This is a genomic window from Lentzea rhizosphaerae, from assembly GCF_042649515.1.
In the GTDB taxonomy this organism is placed as follows: domain Bacteria; phylum Actinomycetota; class Actinomycetes; order Mycobacteriales; family Pseudonocardiaceae; genus Lentzea; species Lentzea aerocolonigenes.
Genome location: NZ_JBHRZI010000036.1, coordinates 124,698 through 142,978, shown reverse-complemented (window position 1 = coordinate 142,978; position 18,281 = coordinate 124,698). Strand labels below are relative to the sequence as shown.

Sequence of the window (18,281 nt, the reverse complement as noted above, 5' to 3'; positions counted from 1 at the left end):
GAAACGCTAGGGATTTCAGGGTTCCGCAACGTCCCCGCGCGGTGGACATTCACGTGTAGCTCGCTCGGGGGACAGACTCGCTTTCAGCGCCGCGGACAGCCAGGCGTACGGCATGAAGGCCGCGGCCTCCTGCGCCGTCCCGTTGATCGTCGCCACCAGCGACTGGTACCTGGTGTGGGGATCGGGCCGCGTGGCCGCCTCCTCGACCGCCTGCAGGTGGAGCTCCTCGACGTGCAGGACGTCGGCGGCGAGCCTGAGCCGGAACTCGGGGCTGTCCGGCGTCCCGGCGAGCTCCCCCATGAACGTCACGTACCGGCCGGCGATCTCGCGCCCTCGCGGCGAGTCCGACGGCAAACCGGCCAGCTGCGCCGTCTGCGCGTCCTGCAGGATCTCCCCTCCCCTGCCGAACGCGCCCAGCATCTCGGGGCTCATCATCACCTCGGCACCGTCGAGCGAGCAGGTCTGGCGCAGCTGTTCGCGCACGGCGCGGCGGAAGTCGTTGTCCTGGAGCAGGTTCGCCAGCTCGATCCACGCCTCGAGCTGCTCGCCGGCGGGCTCGTCCGGCAGGTTCGGACGGTGGCTGCGCAACAGGTCTGCGAAGGCCGGGCTCGCTCGCAGGTCCTCGCTGATCTCGTTCCAGAAGTCGTCGATCAGCCGGTCGTGGTCGTCCATGCGGCCCACTATCGGGCCTCGAGCAGCTTGAGTGGCAACCCGTTAACCTTCCTTTAAGGTCGCTTTACTTTTCGCGACCCTCTGGGGATACTCCTCCGCGAGGGGAGTACTTCCCAAGAGCCTGCCCGGTCAGTACGGACACCCCGCTGGTGCCCTCGGGAGGCCGCCCCACCAGGGCGAAGGAGACCTCGAACGCACTCGTTCGAGGAGGTCCCGTGCCCGCACAATCCATCGCGTCACCGACGTTGTGGCTGGTCAGCATCGTGGTGCTGCTGGCGCTGCTGGTGGTCGACTTCGTGGTGACCCGCCGCCCGCACGAGGTGTCGGTGAAGGAGGCCACGGGCTGGTCGGTGTTCTACCTCGCCCTGCCGTTCGTGTTCGGGCTGTGGTTGTGGACGGCGTTCGGCGGTGGTCAGGCGCTGGAGTTCGTCACGGGTTTCGTGGTCGAGAAGTCCCTCTCGGTCGACAACCTGTTCGTCTTCATGCTGCTGCTGGCCGCGTTCGCCGTGCCATCGGCCGTGCAGCAACGGGTTCTGCTCTACGGCATCGTCGGCGCGCTGGTGCTGCGCGGTGTCTTCATCGCCGCCGGCGCCGCGATGCTGTCGGCGGGCACCTGGGCGTTCCTCGTCTTCGGCCTGGTCCTGCTCGCGTCGGCCGTGAAGATCCTGCACGCGGCGGTCACCGGCGCGGAGGCGGTCGGGGACACCTCGCAGATGCGGTCGGTGCGGCTGCTGCGGAAGTTGATGCCGGTCACCGACGACTACCGCGGTACCAAGATGTTCGTCCGTGAACACGGGCGGCGCGCGCTCACGCCGTTGGCGGTCGTGGTGGTGGCGATCTTCGCGACCGACGTCGTGTTCGCCATCGACTCGGTGCCCGCGGTGTACGGCATCACCGAGGACCCGTACCTCGTGTTCACCACCAACGCGTTCGCCCTGCTCGGCCTGCGCGCGCTGTACTTCGTGCTGCACTCGGCGCTGGCCAAGCTCGTGCACCTCAACCACGGGCTCGCGATCATCCTCGCGTTCATCGGGGTGAAGCTGGTGCTGCACTGGGCCCACGGGATCTGGCCGGCCGTGCCGGAGATCCCCACGCTGGTCTCGCTGGGCGTCATCGTCGTCGTGCTGGGCGTCGTCACGCTGACCAGCCTGCGTTCGCGCCGCACCGCGGACGCGCGATCGGACTGACCGTGGCCACCGCGCGCCTGATCGGCTTCCTCGTGGACGCGTCCGTGACACTCCTCGTGCTGACGGCGCTGGTCATCGCCTGCGCGGCGCTGGTGTCGAGGTCCTGAGCGAACGGACAACCGTCCGCTACCGTGGGGCGCATGCCTGCACGACCTGACACCGGCCCCGACTTCATCGAGGCGCTCGCCCGCGGTCTCGAGGTGATCCGGGCGTTCCAGCCGTTGCGTCCGGTGATGCCGCTCAGCGAGGTGGCGGCGGCGACGGGGCTGGCGCGGCCGACCGCGCGGCGCATCCTGCTCACGCTGGCCGAGCTCGGGTACGTGCGGCACAGCGAGACCGGGTTCGCGCTCACGCCGAAGGTGCTCGAGCTCGGCGTCGCGTACGTGCGGTCGATGGGGCTCTGGGACGTCGCCCGGCCGCACATGGAGCGGCTGGGCGCGCGGACCAACGAGTCGTGCTCGATCGCGCAGCTCGACGGCTCGGACATCGTCTACGTCGCGCGGGTCGCCGTGCCGAAGATCGTCACGCTGTCCGTGCAGATCGGGACGCGGTTCCCGGCCCTGCCGACGTCGCTGGGAAAAGTGCAGCTCGCGGCCCTGCCTCCGGCCGAGCTGGAGGCCGTGCTCGCCCAGCCGTCGCGGTCGGGGCTGACGCCGAGGTGGCAGCCGGACGCCGCCGAGCGCGACGCGGAGCTGCGGGACGTGCGGGCGCGCGGGTGGGCGTTGACCGACGAGCAGCTCGCGCCGGGGATCCGGTCGATCGCGGCGCCGTTGCGGGACGGGAACGGCACGGTCGTGGCCGCGCTCAACGTCAACTGCCACGCCGCCGAGACGACCGTCGAGCGCATGATCGAGCACCACCTGCCGCTCCTGCTGCAAGCCGCGGGCGACATCAGCGCGGACTTCGCCCGGCTCGACACGGTGCCGCACGTGGTCGTCGCCTGAGCCGGGGTTGACGCGCAGCCGGGGAAGGTTGACGATTCAACGGACACTTGTCCGCATGCCGGTCGAGGAGGCCCCCGATGGTCGGCGAAAGACGTCCAGTTGTCCTCAGGAACGGCACCGTCCTGACGATGGACGGCGCACATCAGGTGCTCAACGATCACGACGTGCTGGTCGTGGACGACCGCATCGCCGCGATCGGGCCGCGGCTGGAGGTGCCGGAAGGCACCGTCGAGATCGACGCTGCGAACGGCATCGTCATGCCGGGCATGATCGACACGCACCGGCACATGTGGCAGACCGCGATGCGCGGCTACGGCGCCGACTGGACGCTCACCCAGTACTTCGTCTGGTACTACCTGGAGTGGGGCAAGGTCTTCCGGCCGCAGGACATCCACGCCGGCAACCTGCTCGGCGCGGCCGAGGCCCTCGACGCCGGTGTCACCACGACCGTCGACTGGTCGCACGGCCTGCAGACCACCGACCACGCCGACGCCGCCGTCGACGCGTTGCAGGCGGTGCCGGGCCGGTTCGTGCTGGCCTACGGCAACATCCAGGACTCCCCCGCCTCCTGGACCGCGAAGCCCGAGTTCCGCGACTTCGTCACCCGCCGCATCACCGGCGACGACATGCTGGGTTTCCAGCTCGCGTTCGACGTCACCGGCGACCCCTCGTTCCCCGAGAAGCCCGCTTTCGAGGTCGCACGCGAGCTCGGGGTCCCCGTCACCACGCACGCGGGCGTGTGGGGCGCGACCAACGACGACGGCATCAGGCTGATGCACGACAACGGGTTCATGACCCCGCAGTCGATCTACGTCCACGCGGCGACGCTGTCCGCGGACTCGTACCACCGCATCGCGGCGACCGGCGGGTCGATCTCCGTGTCGACCGAGAGCGAGCAGAGCGCGGGCCAGGGTTACCCGCCCACGTGGGCGATCCGCGAGCACGGCATCCCGGTGTCGCTGTCGATGGACACCTCGGTGTGGTGGAGCGGCGACCTGTTCTCCGCGATGCGCACGACGCTGGGCGCCGACCGGGCGCGGGAACACATGGCCGCGCACGCTCGCAACGACACCGTCACGCACTCGTCGTTGCGGGCCGAGCACGTCGTCGACTGGGCGACGACGGGCGGCGCGCGTGCGTTGGGCCGTTCGTCCGACCTGGGCAGTCTGGAAGTCGGAAAGAAGGCCGACATCGTGTTGCTGCGCAACGAGAACTCCCCCGCGATGTTCCCCGTGCTGAACCCGTACGGGCACGTCGCCTTCCAGGCGCAACGGTCCGATGTGGACACGGTGATCGTCGACGGGCGGATCGTGAAGCGCGACCACAGACTGGTCGGCGTGGACCTGCAGGCGATCCGTTCCCAGGTCGAGCAGACCGTCGAACACCTGCGGGCACAACTCGGTGAGGAGGCGTGGCAGAAGGGCATGAACCCGGACATCCCCGAGTCGAAGGTGCTCGACAACCCGTACACGTACACGGAGTACCGCGGCGACACGAGGACCTCCGTCTGATGGGCCCACTGGAAGGCCTGCTCGTCGCCGACTTCTCCCGCGTGCTCGCGGGCCCGTACGCGACGATGCTGCTGGCCGACATGGGCGCCTCGGTCGTCAAGGTCGAAGGCCCGTCCGGAGACGAGACGCGCACGTGGATGCCGCCGGTGCGCGACGACGTCTCGACCTACTACCTCGGGATCAACCGCGGCAAGCGGTCCATCGCCCTGGACCTGCGCGACCCGGAAGACGCCGCACTGGGCCGTGAGCTCGCCCGCCGCGCGGACGTCGTGATCGAGAACTTCAAGCCGGGCGGCCTCGCCAAGTACGGGCTCGACCACGCGAGCGTCAGCGCGGAGAACTCGCGGGTGGTCTACGCGTCGATCACCGGGTTCGGTTCGGGCGACGGGAAGCACGTCCCCGGTTACGACCTGATGGTGCAGGCGATCTCCGGCCTGATGAGCCTCACCGGCGACCCGGACGGCCCGCCCTACCGCGCGGGCATCTCGGTGTTCGACGTCATGGCGGGCAACCACGCAGTGATCGGCATCCTCGCCGCGCTGCGCCACCGCGACGCGACGGGGGTGGGCCAGCTCGTGGAGGTGAACCTGCTGTCGTCGGCGTTGACGGGCCTGGTGAACCACAGCTCGGCGTTCGTCGCGGGCGGCGTCGTGCCGTTCCGGATGGGCAACGCGCACCCCAGCGTCTTCCCGTACGAACCGTTGCCCACCGCCGACAACGACCTCATCGTGGCGGCCGCGAACGACGGCCAGTTCCGCAGGCTGTGCGAGGTGCTCGGCCTGGACGGCGTCGCGGACGACCCGCGGTTCGCCCGCAACGCCGACCGCACCCGCAACCGCGAGGAGCTTCGCCCGGTCCTGGTCGAACGCCTGCGCACCCGTGGCGCCGTGGAGTGGTTCGACCTGCTCGTCGCGGCAGGGGTGCCGTGCGGGCCGATCAACACGATCGACGGCGGGTTCGCCATGGCGGAACGGTTCGGGCTCGACCCGGTCGTGGTGGTCGGCGACGTGCCGACGACCCGGCACCCGATCAGGTTCTCGGAGACGCCGGCGGTGTACGAGCTGCCACCGCCGGGGCTGGACGAGCACGGGGCGGAGCTGCGGGCGTGGCTGAAGGAGGAACAGCAGTGACCACGTACGAGACCGCGCTCGGCGCCTCCACCCCCGACACGATCACGTTGCTGGGCCACGACCTCGCCCGCGACGTCATGGGCACCGTCGGGTTCGGCGAGCTGGCGTTCTGGCTCGCCACCCAGCGCCGCCCGAGCCCCGGCGAGACGCGGCTGTTCGAGGCCGTTCTCGCCGCGCTCGCCGACCACGGCTTCACCCCCACCGCGATCGTCAGCCGCCTGACGCTCCTGTCGGCGCCGGATTCCGTGCAGGGCGCGCTCGCGGCCGGTCTGCTGGGCGGCGGTTCCCGGTTCCTCGGCGTCACCGAGGACGCCGGCCGGTTCCTCAACGCCGTCGTCACGGCCAACGCCACGCGCACCGACTGGGACGCCCTCGCGTTGGAAACCCTGACGGCCCAAGGCAAAGCACGCATTCCCGGTCTCGGCCACCACGTGCACAAGAACGGTGACCCGCGCACCGCCCGCCTCTACGAGATCGCCGAGGAGGAAGGCCTCACCGGGCCGCACCTCCAGCTGTTCGCCGCGATCGGGCGCGTTCACCCGCAGGTGCTCGGGAAGACGTTGCCGCTCAACGGCGCCGGCACGTGCGGCGCGGTGCTCGCCGACCTCGGCCTGCCGCTGGAACTCCTGAGGGGCTTCGCGTTGCTGGCCCGCACCGCCGGGCTGATCGGGCAGCTCGCCGAGGAGCTGCGCAACCCCGTCGCCAACGACATCTTCCTGTCCGTGGACTCGAACACCCGGTCCGTAGCTCCGCTGGAGGAGTGAGCAATGCAGCTCGTCACCGAGGACAACATCACGGCTCTGGCACAGCAGCGCTGGGGCACCGCGAAGGACCCGCGGACCGCGCAGCTCATGACAGCGCTCGTCCGTCACCTGCACGACTTCGCCCGCGAGGTGCGGCTCACCGAGGCCGAGTGGATGGCGGCGGTCCAGTGGCTCACCGCGACGGGGCAGATCAGCGATTCCAAGCGCGAGGAGTTCATCCTCGCCTCGGACGTGCTCGGGCTGAGCATGCTGGTCGTGCAGATGAACCACCGGTTCTCACCGGGCGCGACACCGGCCACCGTGCTCGGGCCGTTCCACATCGACGGCTCCCCCGAGCTCGGGTTCGGCGGCGACATGTCCGACGACGTGCCCGGAACTCCGCTGTACATCACCGGAACCGTCCGCTCGCTCGACGGCAGCCCGGTGCCCGGTGCGGTGCTCGACGTCTGGCAGGCCGACGCGGAGGGCGCCTACGAGGCCCAGCTCGACGTCGACGAGGCCCGGCTGCGCGCCAAGTACCGGGCCGAGCAGGACGGTTCCTACTGCGTGCGCACCATCGCGCCGAAGGGCTACTCGATCCCGATGGACGGCCCGGTCGGCGACCTGATCGGGCAGACCGAGATCAGCCACTTCCGCCCAGCACACGTCCACTTCCTGCTGACCGCGGACGGCCACGAGCCGTTGATCACGCACCTGTTCGAGGAGGGCGCCGAGTACCTCGACAGCGACGTCGTGTTCGGCACCAAGCAGGAGCTCGTGGTCCGGTACGACCACCGCGAACCCGGCCCCGCCCCGGACGGCACCACGTGCGCCGTGCCGTGGGTCGAGGCCAGGTACGACTTCGTGCTCCAGCCGTGCAAGCCGCACTGATCACGCGTCCCGGTCAGCCCCCGTCACTCGCTGACCGCGACGAACCCTCTGGCGAGGTCGTCATCGACGTGCTGGCCGCACCGATCACGCCGCTGGACCTGTTGTGCGCCAGCGGAACCTCGTACTTCGGCGTGCCCGCGACGCCCTACGTTCCCGGAGTGCAGGGCGTCGGCACGGTCGGCGGACGCGCGGTGTGGTTCCCGACGACCGCCGGAATGAAGCCGGGCGACGGGAGCATGGCCGCCAAGGCGGTGGCGCGCAACGAAGATCTGGTGTTCCTCCCGGACGGCGTCGACCCGGTGGCCCTCGCCGCGCTGGGCCTGTCCGCGGTCGCCGCGCACATGGCGCTGACGTGGCGCGGCGAACTCGCTGCCGGTGAGACGGTGATCGTGCTCGGGGCCGGCGCGGTGGGCCAGGCCGCGATCCAGCTCGCCCGGCTCGCCGGGGCGGGGCGGGTAGTGGCCGCCGCGCGCTCGGCAGAGGGACGCGAACGGGCGATGCGAGCGGGTGCCGACACGGTGCTGGCGCTGGACGCCGACTTCTCCGGCATCACCGCCGACCTCCTGCTCGACCCGCTCTTCGGCGCACCCGCCGCCGCGGCCGCCCAGGCACTGCGTCCCGGCGGCCGGTGGGTGAACCTCGGCGGCTCGGCGGGCGAAACCTGCCCGATCACCTCGTCCGTCCTGCGCAGTCGTTCCTTGCGGTTGTCCGGCTACACGAACAACGAACTGACCGCGCAGCAGCGGTCCGACGCCATCTCGACCATCGCGCGGTACGCCGTGCAGGGCGCGCTCACCGTCGACCACGAGGCGGTGCCGCTCACCGACGTCGCCGACGCGTGGCACCGTCACACCAACGGCAGGATCGTGCTGGTCCCGTGAGCAGAAACCTGACCGGGCTGGTGATTCGGTCACGCCGCCGTCGTGTCCGGCTGCAGGGCGGGGCCGAGCAGGAGCCCGCCGTCCGCGACGAACTCCGAGCCCGTGACGAATGAAGCGGCGGCCGAGGTGACGTACAGGAGCAGAGCCGTGATGTCGGCCGGGGTCCCCATCCGCGGGACTGCGTACGGCTCCGCCGAGTAGAAGTCCGCGATGGGCGGCTGGCCGGCGATCGACTCGGTGATCAACGCCGTGGAGATGACGCCGGGGTGGATGGAGTTGACCCGGATGCCGTCCCGTCCCAGCTCCAGCGCGGCGGTCCTGGTGAGCCCGCGCAGCGCCCATTTGCTGGCCACGTAGGGCGCGTAGAGCGAGGTGCCGACGTGGGCCATCGTGGACGCGATGTTGACGATCACTCCGCCGCCGTTGCGGCGCAGTGACGGGGTCACGGCCTTGATGCCGAGGAACGTGCCGGTGAGGTTGACGTCGAGAACGCGGTCCCAGACCCGCCGTTCGACGGCCTCGATCGGCACCGCGGGGTTCTGGACGCCGGCGTTGTTGACCAGCACCGCGATCGGCCCGAAACGGCGTTCGGTCTCGGTGACCGCCGCAGCCCAGGCGTCCTCATCGGTGACGTCCAGACGGACGAAGAAAGCCCGCTCGCCGAGTTCGGCGGCGAGTGCCGCGCCCGGCCCGTCGGAGAGCGCGGCGATGACGACGTTCGCCCCCTCCTGGTGGTAGGCCCGGACATGGCTCGCGCCCTGCCCACCGGTGCCGCCGGTGACGAGAACGGTCTGCTGGTCGAAGCGTCCCATGACGCGGTCCTCCCTGAGGGAAATTGGTGAGTCGAGTGACTCGCCTCACCAAGCTAGGCCCGCGACCGATAGTGAGTCAAGTGACTCGCCTCGCGTAGGATGACGTCCATGACGACGGAGCCCTCGACCTACCACCGGCGCGTCGCCGAGCAGAAGCGGGCAGCCATCATCGAGGCCGCCACCCGGCTGTTCCTCGACGCCGGTTACGCCGGCACGTCACTGGCCAAGGTCGCCGAGGCGTCCGGGGTGTCGAAGGCGACCCTGTTCAAGCAGTTCCCGACCAAGGCGGCGCTGTTCGACGCGATCGTGACGGAGTCCTGGAGGGTCAAGGACGAAGACGACCTCCGCCCACCGACGGGTGACCTGCGGGCAGGCCTGACGGCGATCGGCCGCCGGTACGTCGCCCTCCTCGCCCAGCCCGGCATGGCCGCCCTCTTCCGCATCGTCATCGCCGAACTGCCGCGCTTCCCCGAGTTGGGCGAGGCCCACTTCGAGCGCGGCAAGATGCCCTACTTCGACTCGGTGCGCCACTACCTCGACACCGAGAACGCCCTGGGGACAGCCGAGGTGGACGACACGGAGCTGGCAGCGACCCAGTTCCTCGGGATGATCTCCAACTACGTCTTCTGGCCCCGGATGCTGCTCATGAACTGGTCTCCCGACGACGCATCGATGGCACGCGTCGTGGACGAGGCCGTGCTGATGATGGAAGCCAGGTACGGCGGCAGCTCCTCCGCGCGTCCGTGATCAAGTCGTGCCACCACGTGCCGGCAACGCGACACAGGCCGCCCGCGCCACGGGTGAGGTTCGGGACGCGCTCGTCGGCGACACCGGGTACGTCAACTACATCGACCCGCAGCTGCCGAACTGGGCTGAGGCGTACTACGGCGGCAACCTCCCCCGGTTGTAGGAGATCGCCGCCGAGTACGACCCGGACCGCGTGTTCGCGTTCGCGCAGTCCGTTCCGTGCTAGCCGATGGTCGCGCCGACCGCCGCCAGCGCCTTGGTGACGGGCTGGAAGAACGTCACGCCACCGCTGCGGCAGTCACCGCTGCCGCCCGAGGTGAGCCCGATCGCGTCACCGTTGCGGGCGAACATCGGCCCGCCGCTGTCGCCGCCCTCCGCGCACACGGTCGTCTGGATCAGGCCGGTGACGCGGCCCTCCGGGTAGTTGACGGTGGCGTTGAGCCCGGTGACGCGGCCGGAGCGCAGTCCGGTCGTGCTGCCCATGCGCTGCACCTGAGCGCCGACCCTGGCCTCCGCCGCACGCCGGATCCGCACCTTGCCCCCGTTGCCGGTGTCGACCTCGCTGGGCGCGTTGGTGTTGCGGTTGTTGTAGGTGAGCAGCGCGAAGTCGCCGTTGCCGGGGAAGGTCGACTCGACGACCGTGGCCGCGGGCCTTCCGCCTGCGTTCAACGAGAACTGCCTGCCCGCGGCCGTGCAGTGGCCCGCGGTGAGGATGCCGGGACGGCCGTCGCCGGTGACGACGTTGAAGCCGAGCGAGCAGCGGCTGTTGCCGGCGAAGATCGCGTCACCGCCCTCGGCGAACAGGCGGAACGTGCCGTTGGTGCGCTGGAGCTTCACCCCGGCACCCATTGCGTCCACTGTGGACTTCAAGTTGTTCCACTTGTCCCCGGTCACGGTGCTGTCCGCGGTGACCAGGACCTCGTTGGTGTCCGGGTCGACCGCCCACGCCGTGCCGGTGACAGAAGCCTTCTGCCGCAACGTCTCCGTCGCCTGCTCGGGCGCGGTGCGCTGCTGCGGCGCTGCCTGGCTCGCGGTGAAGGTGGTCACGGTGATCGCCACGGCGACGAGACCGATGGCCGCGCCGATCGCCTTGGCCCTGCGGCCGTCGTTGTGGTGCTTGCCCATGTGGTGCCCTCTCGTGAAGTCCGCGAATGCTCAAACAGTGGAATTCGTGGTGCGGCAGCGACAAGTTGCCGATCGTCTCGATCTGACAGACGGTCGGCCCAGGTGTGTCCCCGATCGTTTCGAGGCCTCGAAACCGGTGAACGTCAGGCGATCAAGTCCCCGTACTTCCCCGTCGAGAGGCTCGGTGAGAGCCGGACAGGAAGGAAGCGGACATGCTTGAGAACAAAGTGAAGCGGGGCGTTCTGGTCGCGGCGATGGCGGCAGCGGTGAGCTTCGGAACCGTCGGGATCGCCACCGCCGGCCCGACCACGAGTTCCAGCGCCGGCCCCACCACGACCACGAGTTCCAGCGCCAGTCCGACCGCGAGCACGAGTGCCAGTGCCAGTGCCAATCCCACCGCGAGCTCCAGCCGTCAGGCGAACTGCAACGCCCAGCAGAGGCAGCAGGCGAACCAGGCCGCCGCCAACGCGAGGAACCAGGCGGGACGGACACAACGGGCCGCCAAGCGGGCCGTGAACAACGCCAAGCGGGCCCAGCAGCGGGCCAACAACGCCGCGAGGGCCGCCCAGGCTGCGGCGCAGAAGGCCCAGCAGACCGGCCAGCAGGCCGACAAGAACCAGGCGAACCAGGCCGCCGCGGCGGCGAACAGGGCCAAGCAACAGGCGACCGCGCAGGCCAACCGCGCCGCGCAGGCGAGGAAGGCCGTGGCCGCTCAGAACAAGCGCTCCAACGACGCGGCCGCGGCGGCGCGCAGGTGCGCCGCGTGACGACACTCGCCTGAGACCGCGCCGGGCCGGCAGGCGAGTGCACAGCGGGGAAGGAGCTCAGGCACGGCGGTCCTGAGCTCCTTCCCCGTGTTCGCAACAGCCTCATGCGGTCGGCAGGAGGCCGGCGTCGTGGGCGATGATCGCTGCCTGCACGCGGTTGGCGCAGCCCAGCTTCGCGAGGATGCGGCTCACGTAGGTCTTCACGGTGCCCTCGCCCATGAAGAGCAGGCGCGCGGCTTCCGCGTTCGAGGCGCCGACGCCGACCAGGACGAGCACGTCGCGTTCGCGGTCGTTCAACGTGTCCACGAGCCGCTGCGCCTTCACGTTGCGGCTGTCGGCCGCGGTCAGGTGCGTGGCGATCAGGTCCTTGGTGATGCGCGGCGAGAGGATCGCACCGCCGTGCGCGGCCGCCCGCACCGCGTGGATCAGCTCCTGCGGACCGCTGTCCTTCAACAGGAACCCGGCGGCTCCGGCCCTCAGCGCGCGGGTGATGTACTCCTGTTCCCCGAACGTCGTCAGCATCACGACCTTGACCGCGGGCGCCCGTTCCGCGAGCTGCTCGGCGGCGGTCAGGCCGTCGGTGCCCGGCATGCGGATGTCCACGAGCGCCACGTCGACGTCGTGCTCGCACGCCAGGCGCACGGCCTCGGCGCCGTCGCCCGCCTCTGCGGTCACCCGGATGTCCTCGGCGTGGCGCAGCACCAGCCGGACGCCTTCGCGCAGCAGCTGTTCGTCGTCCGCCAGCATCACGTTGATCACGGTCTCGCTCCCGGCAGCACGAAACGGGACTTCTGGACGAGCAGATCTCTGCGGAAGCAGTAGCGCTCGACCACGGCAGTCCCGTTCTCTTCGGTGTAGGTGTAGGTGCAGTCGACGTTCGGCGGCGGCACGGGCTCCACGCCGCGAGAGGCCATGCGGGCGATCTGGCTGTCCCACCCGACGTTCTCGGCGACCTGTTCACGGGTGCTGCCGAGCGGGAGCGTCTCGAAAACGGGGCGTTGGTCCGCGATGTCGGTGAACATCACCGTGTTGAAGGTGACGACGAGGATCGCGACCGCGCCGATGAGCCCCGTCGCGAGCACGGCCGACATGCCGGCACGGGCGAAGTCGACCTCCGGTGCCTCCGGAGTCTCCGCCGCCGGGGCGAGAGGGGTCGTCGCGGCCAGCGAGAGCTCGGCGGTGATGCGGAACCCCCTTCCCGGCAACGGTCCTGCCGCGAACGTGCCGCCCAGCAACCGGACGCGTTCCTGCACGCCGGCGAGGCCCAGTCCGGTGCCCGGTGCCGCCGCGCCGCCGCGTCCGTCGTCGGACACCGCGACGCGCACGCGGTCGTTCCCGTGCTCCACCACGACTTCCGCCCGCGCGCCCGGAGCGTGACGGCACACGTTGGTGAGCCCCTCGCGCACGATCCGGTGCACCGCCTGCCGCACCGGTCTGGCCACTTCGGACAGATCGGGACCGTTCCAGCTCAGGGTGACGTGCATCCCGCCGTCCTGGGTCTGCCGCACGAGCTGGAAGAGGTCGGCCTTGGTGCCGGTGTGGTCGGCGGGCCTGGTGGCGGCGGGCTCGGGCTGACGCAGGATGCCCAGCGTCGCCCTGAGCTCGTTCATCGCCGTGCGCACGGTGGTCCGGATGAGCCGCGCGGGTTCGCTGACGTGCTGGGTGGCGTCCATCTCCAGGCTGCCCGCGTACAGGGAGATGAGACTCAGCCGGTGACCGAGCAGGTCGTGCATCTCCTGCGCGATGCGGGAGCGTTCCTGCAGCCGTGCGGTCGATCCGGCGTAGCGCGACTGCTCCCGCAGCGCGCTGATCAGCTGTTCGCGTTGCGCGAAAAGGGTGTGCACGACGATCGGGCCGGCGACGGTCACCATCGCGGCGATGCCGAACTCGATGACCACGACCTGCCACTGGAACCCGGACCCGATCAGCCCGATCGTGAACGGCACCAGGCCGGCCGCCGTCAGGACGCCGTCCCGCCACCGGGTCCGCCGCACCCGTGCCGCCACGCTGTAGGACGTGATGGCCAGCGTGACGCCGGTCGCCGGGTACCAGCCGAACAACGCCGCCGCGGCGAGCACGGCCACCACGGGCAGCCGGCGCCGGAGCGCGACGGGCAGGACGGCGGCGCCCGCGACCAGCGCGCCGACGGACGGGACGTTGCACGAGGCGGGTCCCCAGGACACCGTCACGTACAGGGTCGCCGTGAAGGTCACGGCTCCCGCGAACGCGAGCAGAGCCAGCTCACGGCCGAGCGCCACCACCCGCGTGGCCGCCCCGGTCCGAGATCCGCTCATGTCCGGGGATACGTACCGCGCGACCACCTGGTTTAGGCCGGTGTCTTCTGCACCGGCGCGAGGCAGTAGGTCGTGGGCGGTTCGGGGTAGACGATCGACAGCTGGTCGTCGCCGTCGTCCGGGCATCCGGAGGCGTCCCCAGCGATGGGGATCACCTTGGTGACCTTGACGGTCTCCTCGCCCGAGCAGGTCGCTCTGCCCCAGCTGTCCTCGTCGTCGGAGGGTTTGTAACACGCGCCCTCGACGAGGTTGGGGAGCAGGCAGAGCTTGCCGCCGCCGCTCGGGGTGACCTGGACGTACTCGTCGTCCCCCGAGGGGCAGGTCGCGCCGGAGTCGGGCAGCACCCTGCCGACCTTGAACTTCGCGTTGTCGGCCGCGCAGCCCGTGCTCGCGACCTCGGTGCGGTTGGTGACGGTGACGCACTCACCGGCTTTCGCCTGCGGTCCGCCGGCGAACTGCACGAAGACGAATGCCGCGGCGACGGCGACGGCCAGCACCGCGAGGACCAGAACTGGTTTCTTCATACCCGTGACTACGGCCGCGGCCTGCGGTCCAGGCGACGGCGAACGTCTTCGCGATCGAGACGATGAGGGACTTGCGTTCCGCGTCAGCTCGTGAGCGGCAGCCGCAGCTGGAGCCGGAACCCGCCCTCGAACGTCGGCGCCGTCGTGATCGACCCGCCCAGCAGCGCGGCCCGTTCCTGGAGCCCGACGAGGCCGTGCCGCGCGCTCGGCAACGCGAGCGTCGGGCGGGTCGGCGCGGTGTTGGTGATGGTCACCGTGAGATCGCTCCCGTCCTGCGCGATGTCGACCGCCGCCGTGCTGCCGGGGGCGTGCTTGCGGACGTTGGTGAGCGCCTCCTGGATCGTGCGGTAGATCGTGCGCTGGTACGCCGAGTCGATGCCGTCGGGTGCGGCACCCGTCAGCGTGGTCTCGATGCCGCTGCCGGAGAGCAGTCTGTCCACATCGGACAACTTCGGCTGCGGCGTGAGCTCGTTGCCCGCCGTGCCGGACGCGCGCAGCAGGTTCACCATGTGCCGCAGCTCGTCGAGCGTGTCGACGGACAACTTGCGGACGTTCTCGGCCGCCGTCTTCGCGTTCGGGTCCGTGGTCGAGACGCTCAACGCGCCCGCCTGCACGGCGATGAGGCTGACCTGGTGGGACACGACGTCGTGCATCTCGCGGGCGAGCTGGTTGCGCTCCCTCGCCAGCACGGCCTGCGCGTCGAGCTCGCGTTCGTGCTCACGCGCCTCCCGCACCTCGGCGAGCGCGCGCACCAGCCGGGCGAAGAAGATCGGCGCGGTCGCCACCATCACCGCGTAGATCACGACGAGCACGACGTCCGTGCCGGGGACCTCGAGGAGGATGTCCGCGCCGGGGAAGAGGTACCCGCCGGTGGCGAGCAGCCCGCAGCCGGCGAGCAGGTACCGGTTCGAGTGGCGCAGGGCGACGGAGTAGAGCGCGACCACGGGCGGCAGGACGGCACCGATGGCCGCGAGCGCGGGCAGCGTGACCAGGAAGGCCGCCACGGGCCACCGCTCGCGCACGAACAGCGCCGCGACGGCCAGCACCGCCAGCGCGATCATCAGCGGATCGTCGGGCTGGTTGAGCGCCGTCTCGACGGCCGCTGTCGCGATCACCCCGGCGTTGACGAGCAGCGCCCGGTTCACAGCAGGCCCGCCCGCTGGGCCACGAGCGCCGCCTGCACCCGGCTGCCGACCCCGAGCTTGGTGAGGATGGCCGAGACGTGGTCCTTCACCGTGCCGACGCTGATGTGGATGCGACCGGCGATGTCCGAGTTGGACAGCCCCTCGGCGATCAGCACGAGCACCGCCCGCTCCCGCTCGGTGAGCCGATCGACCTGCGAAGCCGCCGGCGACCCCGCACCCGACCCGAGGTACCCGTCCACGACCGTCCGCGTGACCTTCGGCGACAACACAACCCCACCGGCCGCGAGCGTGCGGACGACCTGGGCGAGCTGGTCAGGCGCCGTGTCCTTGAGGATGAACCCGGCCGCCCCCGACCGCAGCGCCGTGGCGATGTACTCGTCCGAGTCGAACGTCGTGAGCATCGCCACGACCGGCGGCTTCTGGAACCCGCGCAGCTGCCGCAGGACCGTGAGGCCGTCGACGTCGGGCATCCGGATGTCGAGCAGCACGACGTCGGGCTGGTGCAGTCCCGCCTCCTTGACCGCCTGCCCGCCCGGCACCGTCGCCACGACCTCGATGTCGCCCGCGGCCTCGAGGATCAGGCGGAATCCCGAGCGCACCAGCTCCTCGTCGTCGACGACGATCACACGAACCATGGGCCCAGTGTCGGCGAGACCCGGGGTGGACGGCCATCCGGGGGTCGGCGGCTCGGTGTCCCCCGACTGGCTGGAGGGGGCCAGCCGGTCGGGGGGCGTCGGCGGGGTTGCGCAGGAGGGTGCGATTTCACGACCAGTTGGCCCGCACCACCCGGTCAAGCCAGCGGGGAAACCCGCCCCTCCGCCTGTCCTGATAGGACACGTGGGTGAAAATGGGCGGATGAACACGCTGCTGCTCGCCGCGGCCTTCGCGATGGTGGTCCGATCACTCGCGGCGAACCGCCTCGACCGGTGGTACCTCGGCGCGCCGATCGTGATGGTGCTGGCCGGTGTCGCGGTCGGGCTGTTCAACGTGAGCGCGATCGCCGAGGGCCTCAACACGGAGGCGTCTCAGCACGCGGCCGAGATCATCCTCGCCGTCCTGCTCTTCGTCGACGCCACCGAGGTGCGCGCGGGACGGTTGTGGGGTGCTTACCCCGGGCTCGTGGCGAGGGTGTTGCTGGTCGCCATGCCGGTGAGCCTCGCACTGGCGGCGCTCACGGGGTGGCTGTTGTTCCCCGATCTGCCGTGGGCCGTTCTCCTGCTGGTCGCCTGCGTGACGGTGCCGACCGACTTCGCTCCGGCGGAACGGGTGGTGCGCGACCCGGCGTTGTCGGTGCGGGTGCGCAGCACGTTGAACGTCGAGAGCGGCTACAACGACGGCATCGTCTCGCCGTTGTTCCTCTTCGCGCTGATTCTGGCCGGCAGCACGTCCGAGACGCGCACGCCGCTCGAGGCACTGGCGACGGTGCTGCCCTTCGCGATCAAGGCGCTCGTGGCCGGTGTCGTGATCGGCGCTCTGCTCGGCTGGCTGATGGACCGGGCGCACCAGGCCGGCTGGGTCAGCGACCAGTCGGCGCGGGTCGCGGTGCTTCTGGCGCCGCTGCTCACCTACACCGCGACCGTCGCCATCGACGGCAACGGGTTCGTCGCGTCCTTCGTCTGCGGCATCGCGTTCCGGTACGTGCACCGGATCCTCAAGGCCCGTCACGTCCACAAAGGACGCGCCGAGGCACGCACCGACTCCCTCAACACCGATCTGCACCTGCTGGAGGACGTCACCGGGCTGCTCACGATGACGATGTGGTTCGTCGTCGGCATCTCGGCGGTCCTCATCTTCTCCCTGGGCGTCTCGTGGCAGGAAGTGCTCTTCTGCGCCGCCGTGCTCACGGTGATCCGGTTCGTGCCGGTCCTGCTCTCGCTGACCGGGTCGAAGTTGTCCGGACGCGAACGCACGCTCATCGGCGCGCTGGGGCCGCGCGGGACGACCACGATCGTGTTCGGGCTGCTGGCGTTCAACAAGCTGCCGGAGGGCACGGCGGCCGACACGATCCTGACGATCACCGTCGTCTGCGTGCTCGGAAGCGTTGCGCTGCACGGCATCGGCGCCGGGCCGGTCGCACAGCTGATGGCAGCGCGGAGAAGGCCGGCTGAACCGCGGACGGTCCAGCCGGCTGATCCCGGTCAGGCCGGCAGCAGCACCGAGTCGATCAGGTAGACGGTCGCGTTCGCGGTGTGCACGCCACCGCAGATCACGTTGGCGTCGTTGACCTTCAGCGCGTTGCCGGACCCGGTCACCTTCACCACGCCGGTCTGCACGGTCTTCTGGTCACCGGCGATCTTGTCCGGTGAGATCTGACCGGGCACCACGTGGTAAGTGAGGATCTTGGTCAGCAACGCGTCGTCGGTCTTGAGCTTCTCGATCGTGGCGGCGTCGATCTTCGCGAACGCCGAGTCGACCGGCGCGAAGACCGTGAACTCCGAGCCGTTCAGCGTCGGCACGAGGTTCACCTTCGGGTTCAGCTTGCCGGACACCGCGCTGACCAGCGTCGTGAGCAGCGGGTTGTTGCTCGCGGCGACGGCGACCGGGTCGGCGGCCATGCCCGCCACCGAACCCGCGCCGGACGGGACCTGCTTGGCGTAGTCGGCGCAGCCGGGGCCCACGAGGTCGCGGGCCGGGTCCGCCATCGCCGACGACGAGGGCGCCGTCGAGGTCGGGGTGGAGCTCGTGCTGGAGCTGCTGCTCGCCATGTCGCCCGAGCCACAGGCAGCGGCGAACAGGGTGAGGGAGGCCGCGCCGATGGCCAGGGCGGTGCTGCGGACGGTCTTGTTCATGACAGGACATCTCCAAGGAGTGGTCGAGCGGTTGCTGCCGGGGATTCGCCACGCCCCGCGGAACGGATTGGCGTGGTTATGAATCCGTTACCAACCGCACTGTCCACAAACGACGATCA

At 70.4% G+C, this 18,281-nt stretch carries 19 protein-coding genes and 1 pseudogene; 11 read left to right on the top strand and 9 right to left on the bottom strand.

The window, feature by feature from the left end; all coding sequences use genetic code 11:
• Positions 1 to 15 precede the first annotated feature (15 nt).
• Entirely contained in the window at positions 16 to 672 is a 657-nt protein-coding gene (locus ACFOWZ_RS38260) for a hypothetical protein (RefSeq protein WP_382378846.1), read from the bottom strand.
• A gap of 215 nt (positions 673 to 887) precedes the next feature.
• On the opposite strand from ACFOWZ_RS38260, the gene ACFOWZ_RS38255 reads away from it, so the two are divergent.
• The 7 genes from ACFOWZ_RS38255 to ACFOWZ_RS38225 all read left to right on the top strand — a co-directional run bounded on the left by ACFOWZ_RS38255 (position 888) and on the right by ACFOWZ_RS38225 (position 7,959).
• Entirely contained in the window at positions 888 to 1,859 is a 972-nt protein-coding gene (locus tag ACFOWZ_RS38255; RefSeq protein ID WP_382378845.1) for a TerC/Alx family metal homeostasis membrane protein, read from the top strand.
• 140 nt (positions 1,860 to 1,999) lie between these two features.
• Entirely contained in the window at positions 2,000 to 2,803 is an 804-nt protein-coding gene (locus tag ACFOWZ_RS38250) for an IclR family transcriptional regulator domain-containing protein (protein WP_382378844.1), read from the top strand.
• 77 nt (positions 2,804 to 2,880) lie between these two features.
• Complete coding sequence (locus tag ACFOWZ_RS38245; protein WP_382378843.1) at positions 2,881 to 4,314, top strand: amidohydrolase family protein; 1,434 nt, start codon at positions 2,881 to 2,883, stop codon at positions 4,312 to 4,314.
• Entirely contained in the window at positions 4,314 to 5,444 is a 1,131-nt protein-coding gene (locus tag ACFOWZ_RS38240; protein ID WP_382378842.1) for a CaiB/BaiF CoA transferase family protein, read from the top strand. Before ACFOWZ_RS38245 ends, ACFOWZ_RS38240 begins: the two co-directional genes overlap by 1 nt.
• Positions 5,441 to 6,208, top strand: a complete 768-nt coding sequence (locus ACFOWZ_RS38235) for a citryl-CoA lyase (RefSeq protein ID WP_382378841.1) — start codon at positions 5,441 to 5,443, stop codon at positions 6,206 to 6,208. Before ACFOWZ_RS38240 ends, ACFOWZ_RS38235 begins: the two co-directional genes overlap by 4 nt.
• Before the next feature lie 3 nt (positions 6,209 to 6,211).
• The gene (locus tag ACFOWZ_RS38230; protein ID WP_382378840.1) at positions 6,212 to 7,078 is read left to right on the top strand and encodes a dioxygenase family protein; all 867 of its coding nucleotides are present in this window, start codon (positions 6,212 to 6,214) and stop codon (positions 7,076 to 7,078) included.
• Complete coding sequence (locus ACFOWZ_RS38225) at positions 7,063 to 7,959, top strand: quinone oxidoreductase family protein (RefSeq protein ID WP_382378839.1); 897 nt, start codon at positions 7,063 to 7,065, stop codon at positions 7,957 to 7,959. The genes ACFOWZ_RS38230 and ACFOWZ_RS38225 overlap by 16 nt, the downstream gene beginning before the upstream one ends.
• A 29-nt stretch (positions 7,960 to 7,988) precedes the next feature.
• On the opposite strand, the gene ACFOWZ_RS38220 is transcribed toward ACFOWZ_RS38225, so the two are convergent.
• Positions 7,989 to 8,771, bottom strand: coding sequence for an SDR family NAD(P)-dependent oxidoreductase (locus tag ACFOWZ_RS38220; protein ID WP_382378838.1), 783 nt, complete (start codon positions 8,769 to 8,771; stop codon positions 7,989 to 7,991).
• A 108-nt stretch (positions 8,772 to 8,879) separates the two neighbouring features.
• On the opposite strand from ACFOWZ_RS38220, the gene ACFOWZ_RS38215 reads away from it, so the two are divergent.
• Together ACFOWZ_RS38215 and ACFOWZ_RS38210 are read left to right on the top strand one after the other, a co-directional pair.
• Positions 8,880 to 9,518 (top strand): TetR/AcrR family transcriptional regulator, encoded by a 639-nt coding sequence (locus ACFOWZ_RS38215; RefSeq protein ID WP_382378837.1) that lies wholly within the window; start codon positions 8,880 to 8,882, stop codon positions 9,516 to 9,518.
• 7 nt (positions 9,519 to 9,525) lie between these two features.
• A pseudogene (locus ACFOWZ_RS38210) lies at positions 9,526 to 9,744 on the top strand (BBE domain-containing protein).
• On the opposite strand, the gene ACFOWZ_RS38205 reads toward ACFOWZ_RS38210, so the two are convergent.
• Complete coding sequence (locus ACFOWZ_RS38205) at positions 9,741 to 10,643, bottom strand: S1 family peptidase (RefSeq protein WP_382378836.1); 903 nt, start codon at positions 10,641 to 10,643, stop codon at positions 9,741 to 9,743. The pseudogene ACFOWZ_RS38210 and the gene ACFOWZ_RS38205 overlap by 4 nt on opposite strands.
• A gap of 212 nt (positions 10,644 to 10,855) precedes the next feature.
• Here ACFOWZ_RS38205 and ACFOWZ_RS38200 point away from each other — a divergent pair, with 212 nt between their 5' ends.
• Positions 10,856 to 11,410, top strand: coding sequence for a hypothetical protein (locus tag ACFOWZ_RS38200; RefSeq protein ID WP_382378835.1), 555 nt, complete (start codon positions 10,856 to 10,858; stop codon positions 11,408 to 11,410).
• Between the two features lie 102 nt (positions 11,411 to 11,512).
• Here ACFOWZ_RS38200 and ACFOWZ_RS38195 read toward each other — a convergent pair whose 3' ends face one another.
• From ACFOWZ_RS38195 to ACFOWZ_RS38175, 5 genes are all read right to left on the bottom strand, one after another.
• Entirely contained in the window at positions 11,513 to 12,169 is a 657-nt protein-coding gene (locus tag ACFOWZ_RS38195; RefSeq protein WP_382378834.1) for a response regulator transcription factor, read from the bottom strand.
• The gene (locus ACFOWZ_RS38190; RefSeq protein WP_382378833.1) at positions 12,166 to 13,704 is read right to left on the bottom strand and encodes a sensor histidine kinase; all 1,539 of its coding nucleotides are present in this window, start codon (positions 13,702 to 13,704) and stop codon (positions 12,166 to 12,168) included. Before ACFOWZ_RS38190 ends, ACFOWZ_RS38195 begins: the two co-directional genes overlap by 4 nt.
• 32 nt (positions 13,705 to 13,736) lie before the next feature.
• Positions 13,737 to 14,228 carry an LppU/SCO3897 family protein gene (locus ACFOWZ_RS38185; protein WP_382378832.1) on the bottom strand — a complete coding sequence of 164 codons (492 nt, stop codon included), beginning with the start codon at positions 14,226 to 14,228 and terminating at the stop codon, positions 13,737 to 13,739.
• Positions 14,229 to 14,311: 83 nt separating this feature from the next.
• Positions 14,312 to 15,373: a sensor histidine kinase gene (locus ACFOWZ_RS38180; RefSeq protein ID WP_382378831.1), complete on the bottom strand. Its 1,062-nt coding sequence runs from the start codon at positions 15,371 to 15,373 to the stop codon at positions 14,312 to 14,314.
• Positions 15,370 to 16,008 (bottom strand): response regulator, encoded by a 639-nt coding sequence (locus tag ACFOWZ_RS38175; RefSeq protein ID WP_030467236.1) that lies wholly within the window; start codon positions 16,006 to 16,008, stop codon positions 15,370 to 15,372. Before ACFOWZ_RS38175 ends, ACFOWZ_RS38180 begins: the two co-directional genes overlap by 4 nt.
• Positions 16,009 to 16,228: 220 nt before the next feature.
• Between ACFOWZ_RS38175 and ACFOWZ_RS38170 the strand changes: the two genes are divergently transcribed.
• Positions 16,229 to 17,545 (top strand): cation:proton antiporter, encoded by a 1,317-nt coding sequence (locus ACFOWZ_RS38170; RefSeq protein WP_382378829.1) that lies wholly within the window; start codon positions 16,229 to 16,231, stop codon positions 17,543 to 17,545.
• Here ACFOWZ_RS38170 and ACFOWZ_RS38165 read toward each other — a convergent pair.
• Positions 17,512 to 18,162 (bottom strand): fasciclin domain-containing protein, encoded by a 651-nt coding sequence (locus ACFOWZ_RS38165; RefSeq protein WP_382378828.1) that lies wholly within the window; start codon positions 18,160 to 18,162, stop codon positions 17,512 to 17,514. The two genes, ACFOWZ_RS38170 and ACFOWZ_RS38165, sit on opposite strands and share 34 nt — an antisense overlap.
• Between the last annotated feature and the right edge of the window lie 119 nt (positions 18,163 to 18,281).

Coding starts and splice junctions, on each gene's coding strand:
- ACFOWZ_RS38230 (WP_382378840.1), top strand. CDS start 6,212: ATGCAGCTCGTCACCGAGGACAACATCACGGCTCTGGCACAGCAGCGC.
- ACFOWZ_RS38240 (WP_382378842.1), top strand. CDS start 4,314: ATGGGCCCACTGGAAGGCCTGCTCGTCGCCGACTTCTCCCGCGTGCTC.
- ACFOWZ_RS38250 (WP_382378844.1), top strand. CDS start 2,000: ATGCCTGCACGACCTGACACCGGCCCCGACTTCATCGAGGCGCTCGCC.
- ACFOWZ_RS38175 (WP_030467236.1), bottom strand. CDS start 16,008: ATGGTTCGTGTGATCGTCGTCGACGACGAGGAGCTGGTGCGCTCGGGA.
- ACFOWZ_RS38245 (WP_382378843.1), top strand. CDS start 2,881: ATGGTCGGCGAAAGACGTCCAGTTGTCCTCAGGAACGGCACCGTCCTG.
- ACFOWZ_RS38260 (WP_382378846.1), bottom strand. CDS start 672: ATGGACGACCACGACCGGCTGATCGACGACTTCTGGAACGAGATCAGC.
- ACFOWZ_RS38215 (WP_382378837.1), top strand. CDS start 8,880: ATGACGACGGAGCCCTCGACCTACCACCGGCGCGTCGCCGAGCAGAAG.
- ACFOWZ_RS38220 (WP_382378838.1), bottom strand. CDS start 8,771: ATGGGACGCTTCGACCAGCAGACCGTTCTCGTCACCGGCGGCACCGGT.
- ACFOWZ_RS38185 (WP_382378832.1), bottom strand. CDS start 14,228: ATGAAGAAACCAGTTCTGGTCCTCGCGGTGCTGGCCGTCGCCGTCGCC.
- ACFOWZ_RS38190 (WP_382378833.1), bottom strand. CDS start 13,704: ATGAGCGGATCTCGGACCGGGGCGGCCACGCGGGTGGTGGCGCTCGGC.
- ACFOWZ_RS38170 (WP_382378829.1), top strand. CDS start 16,229: ATGAACACGCTGCTGCTCGCCGCGGCCTTCGCGATGGTGGTCCGATCA.
- ACFOWZ_RS38200 (WP_382378835.1), top strand. CDS start 10,856: ATGCTTGAGAACAAAGTGAAGCGGGGCGTTCTGGTCGCGGCGATGGCG.
- ACFOWZ_RS38165 (WP_382378828.1), bottom strand. CDS start 18,162: ATGAACAAGACCGTCCGCAGCACCGCCCTGGCCATCGGCGCGGCCTCC.
- ACFOWZ_RS38205 (WP_382378836.1), bottom strand. CDS start 10,643: ATGGGCAAGCACCACAACGACGGCCGCAGGGCCAAGGCGATCGGCGCG.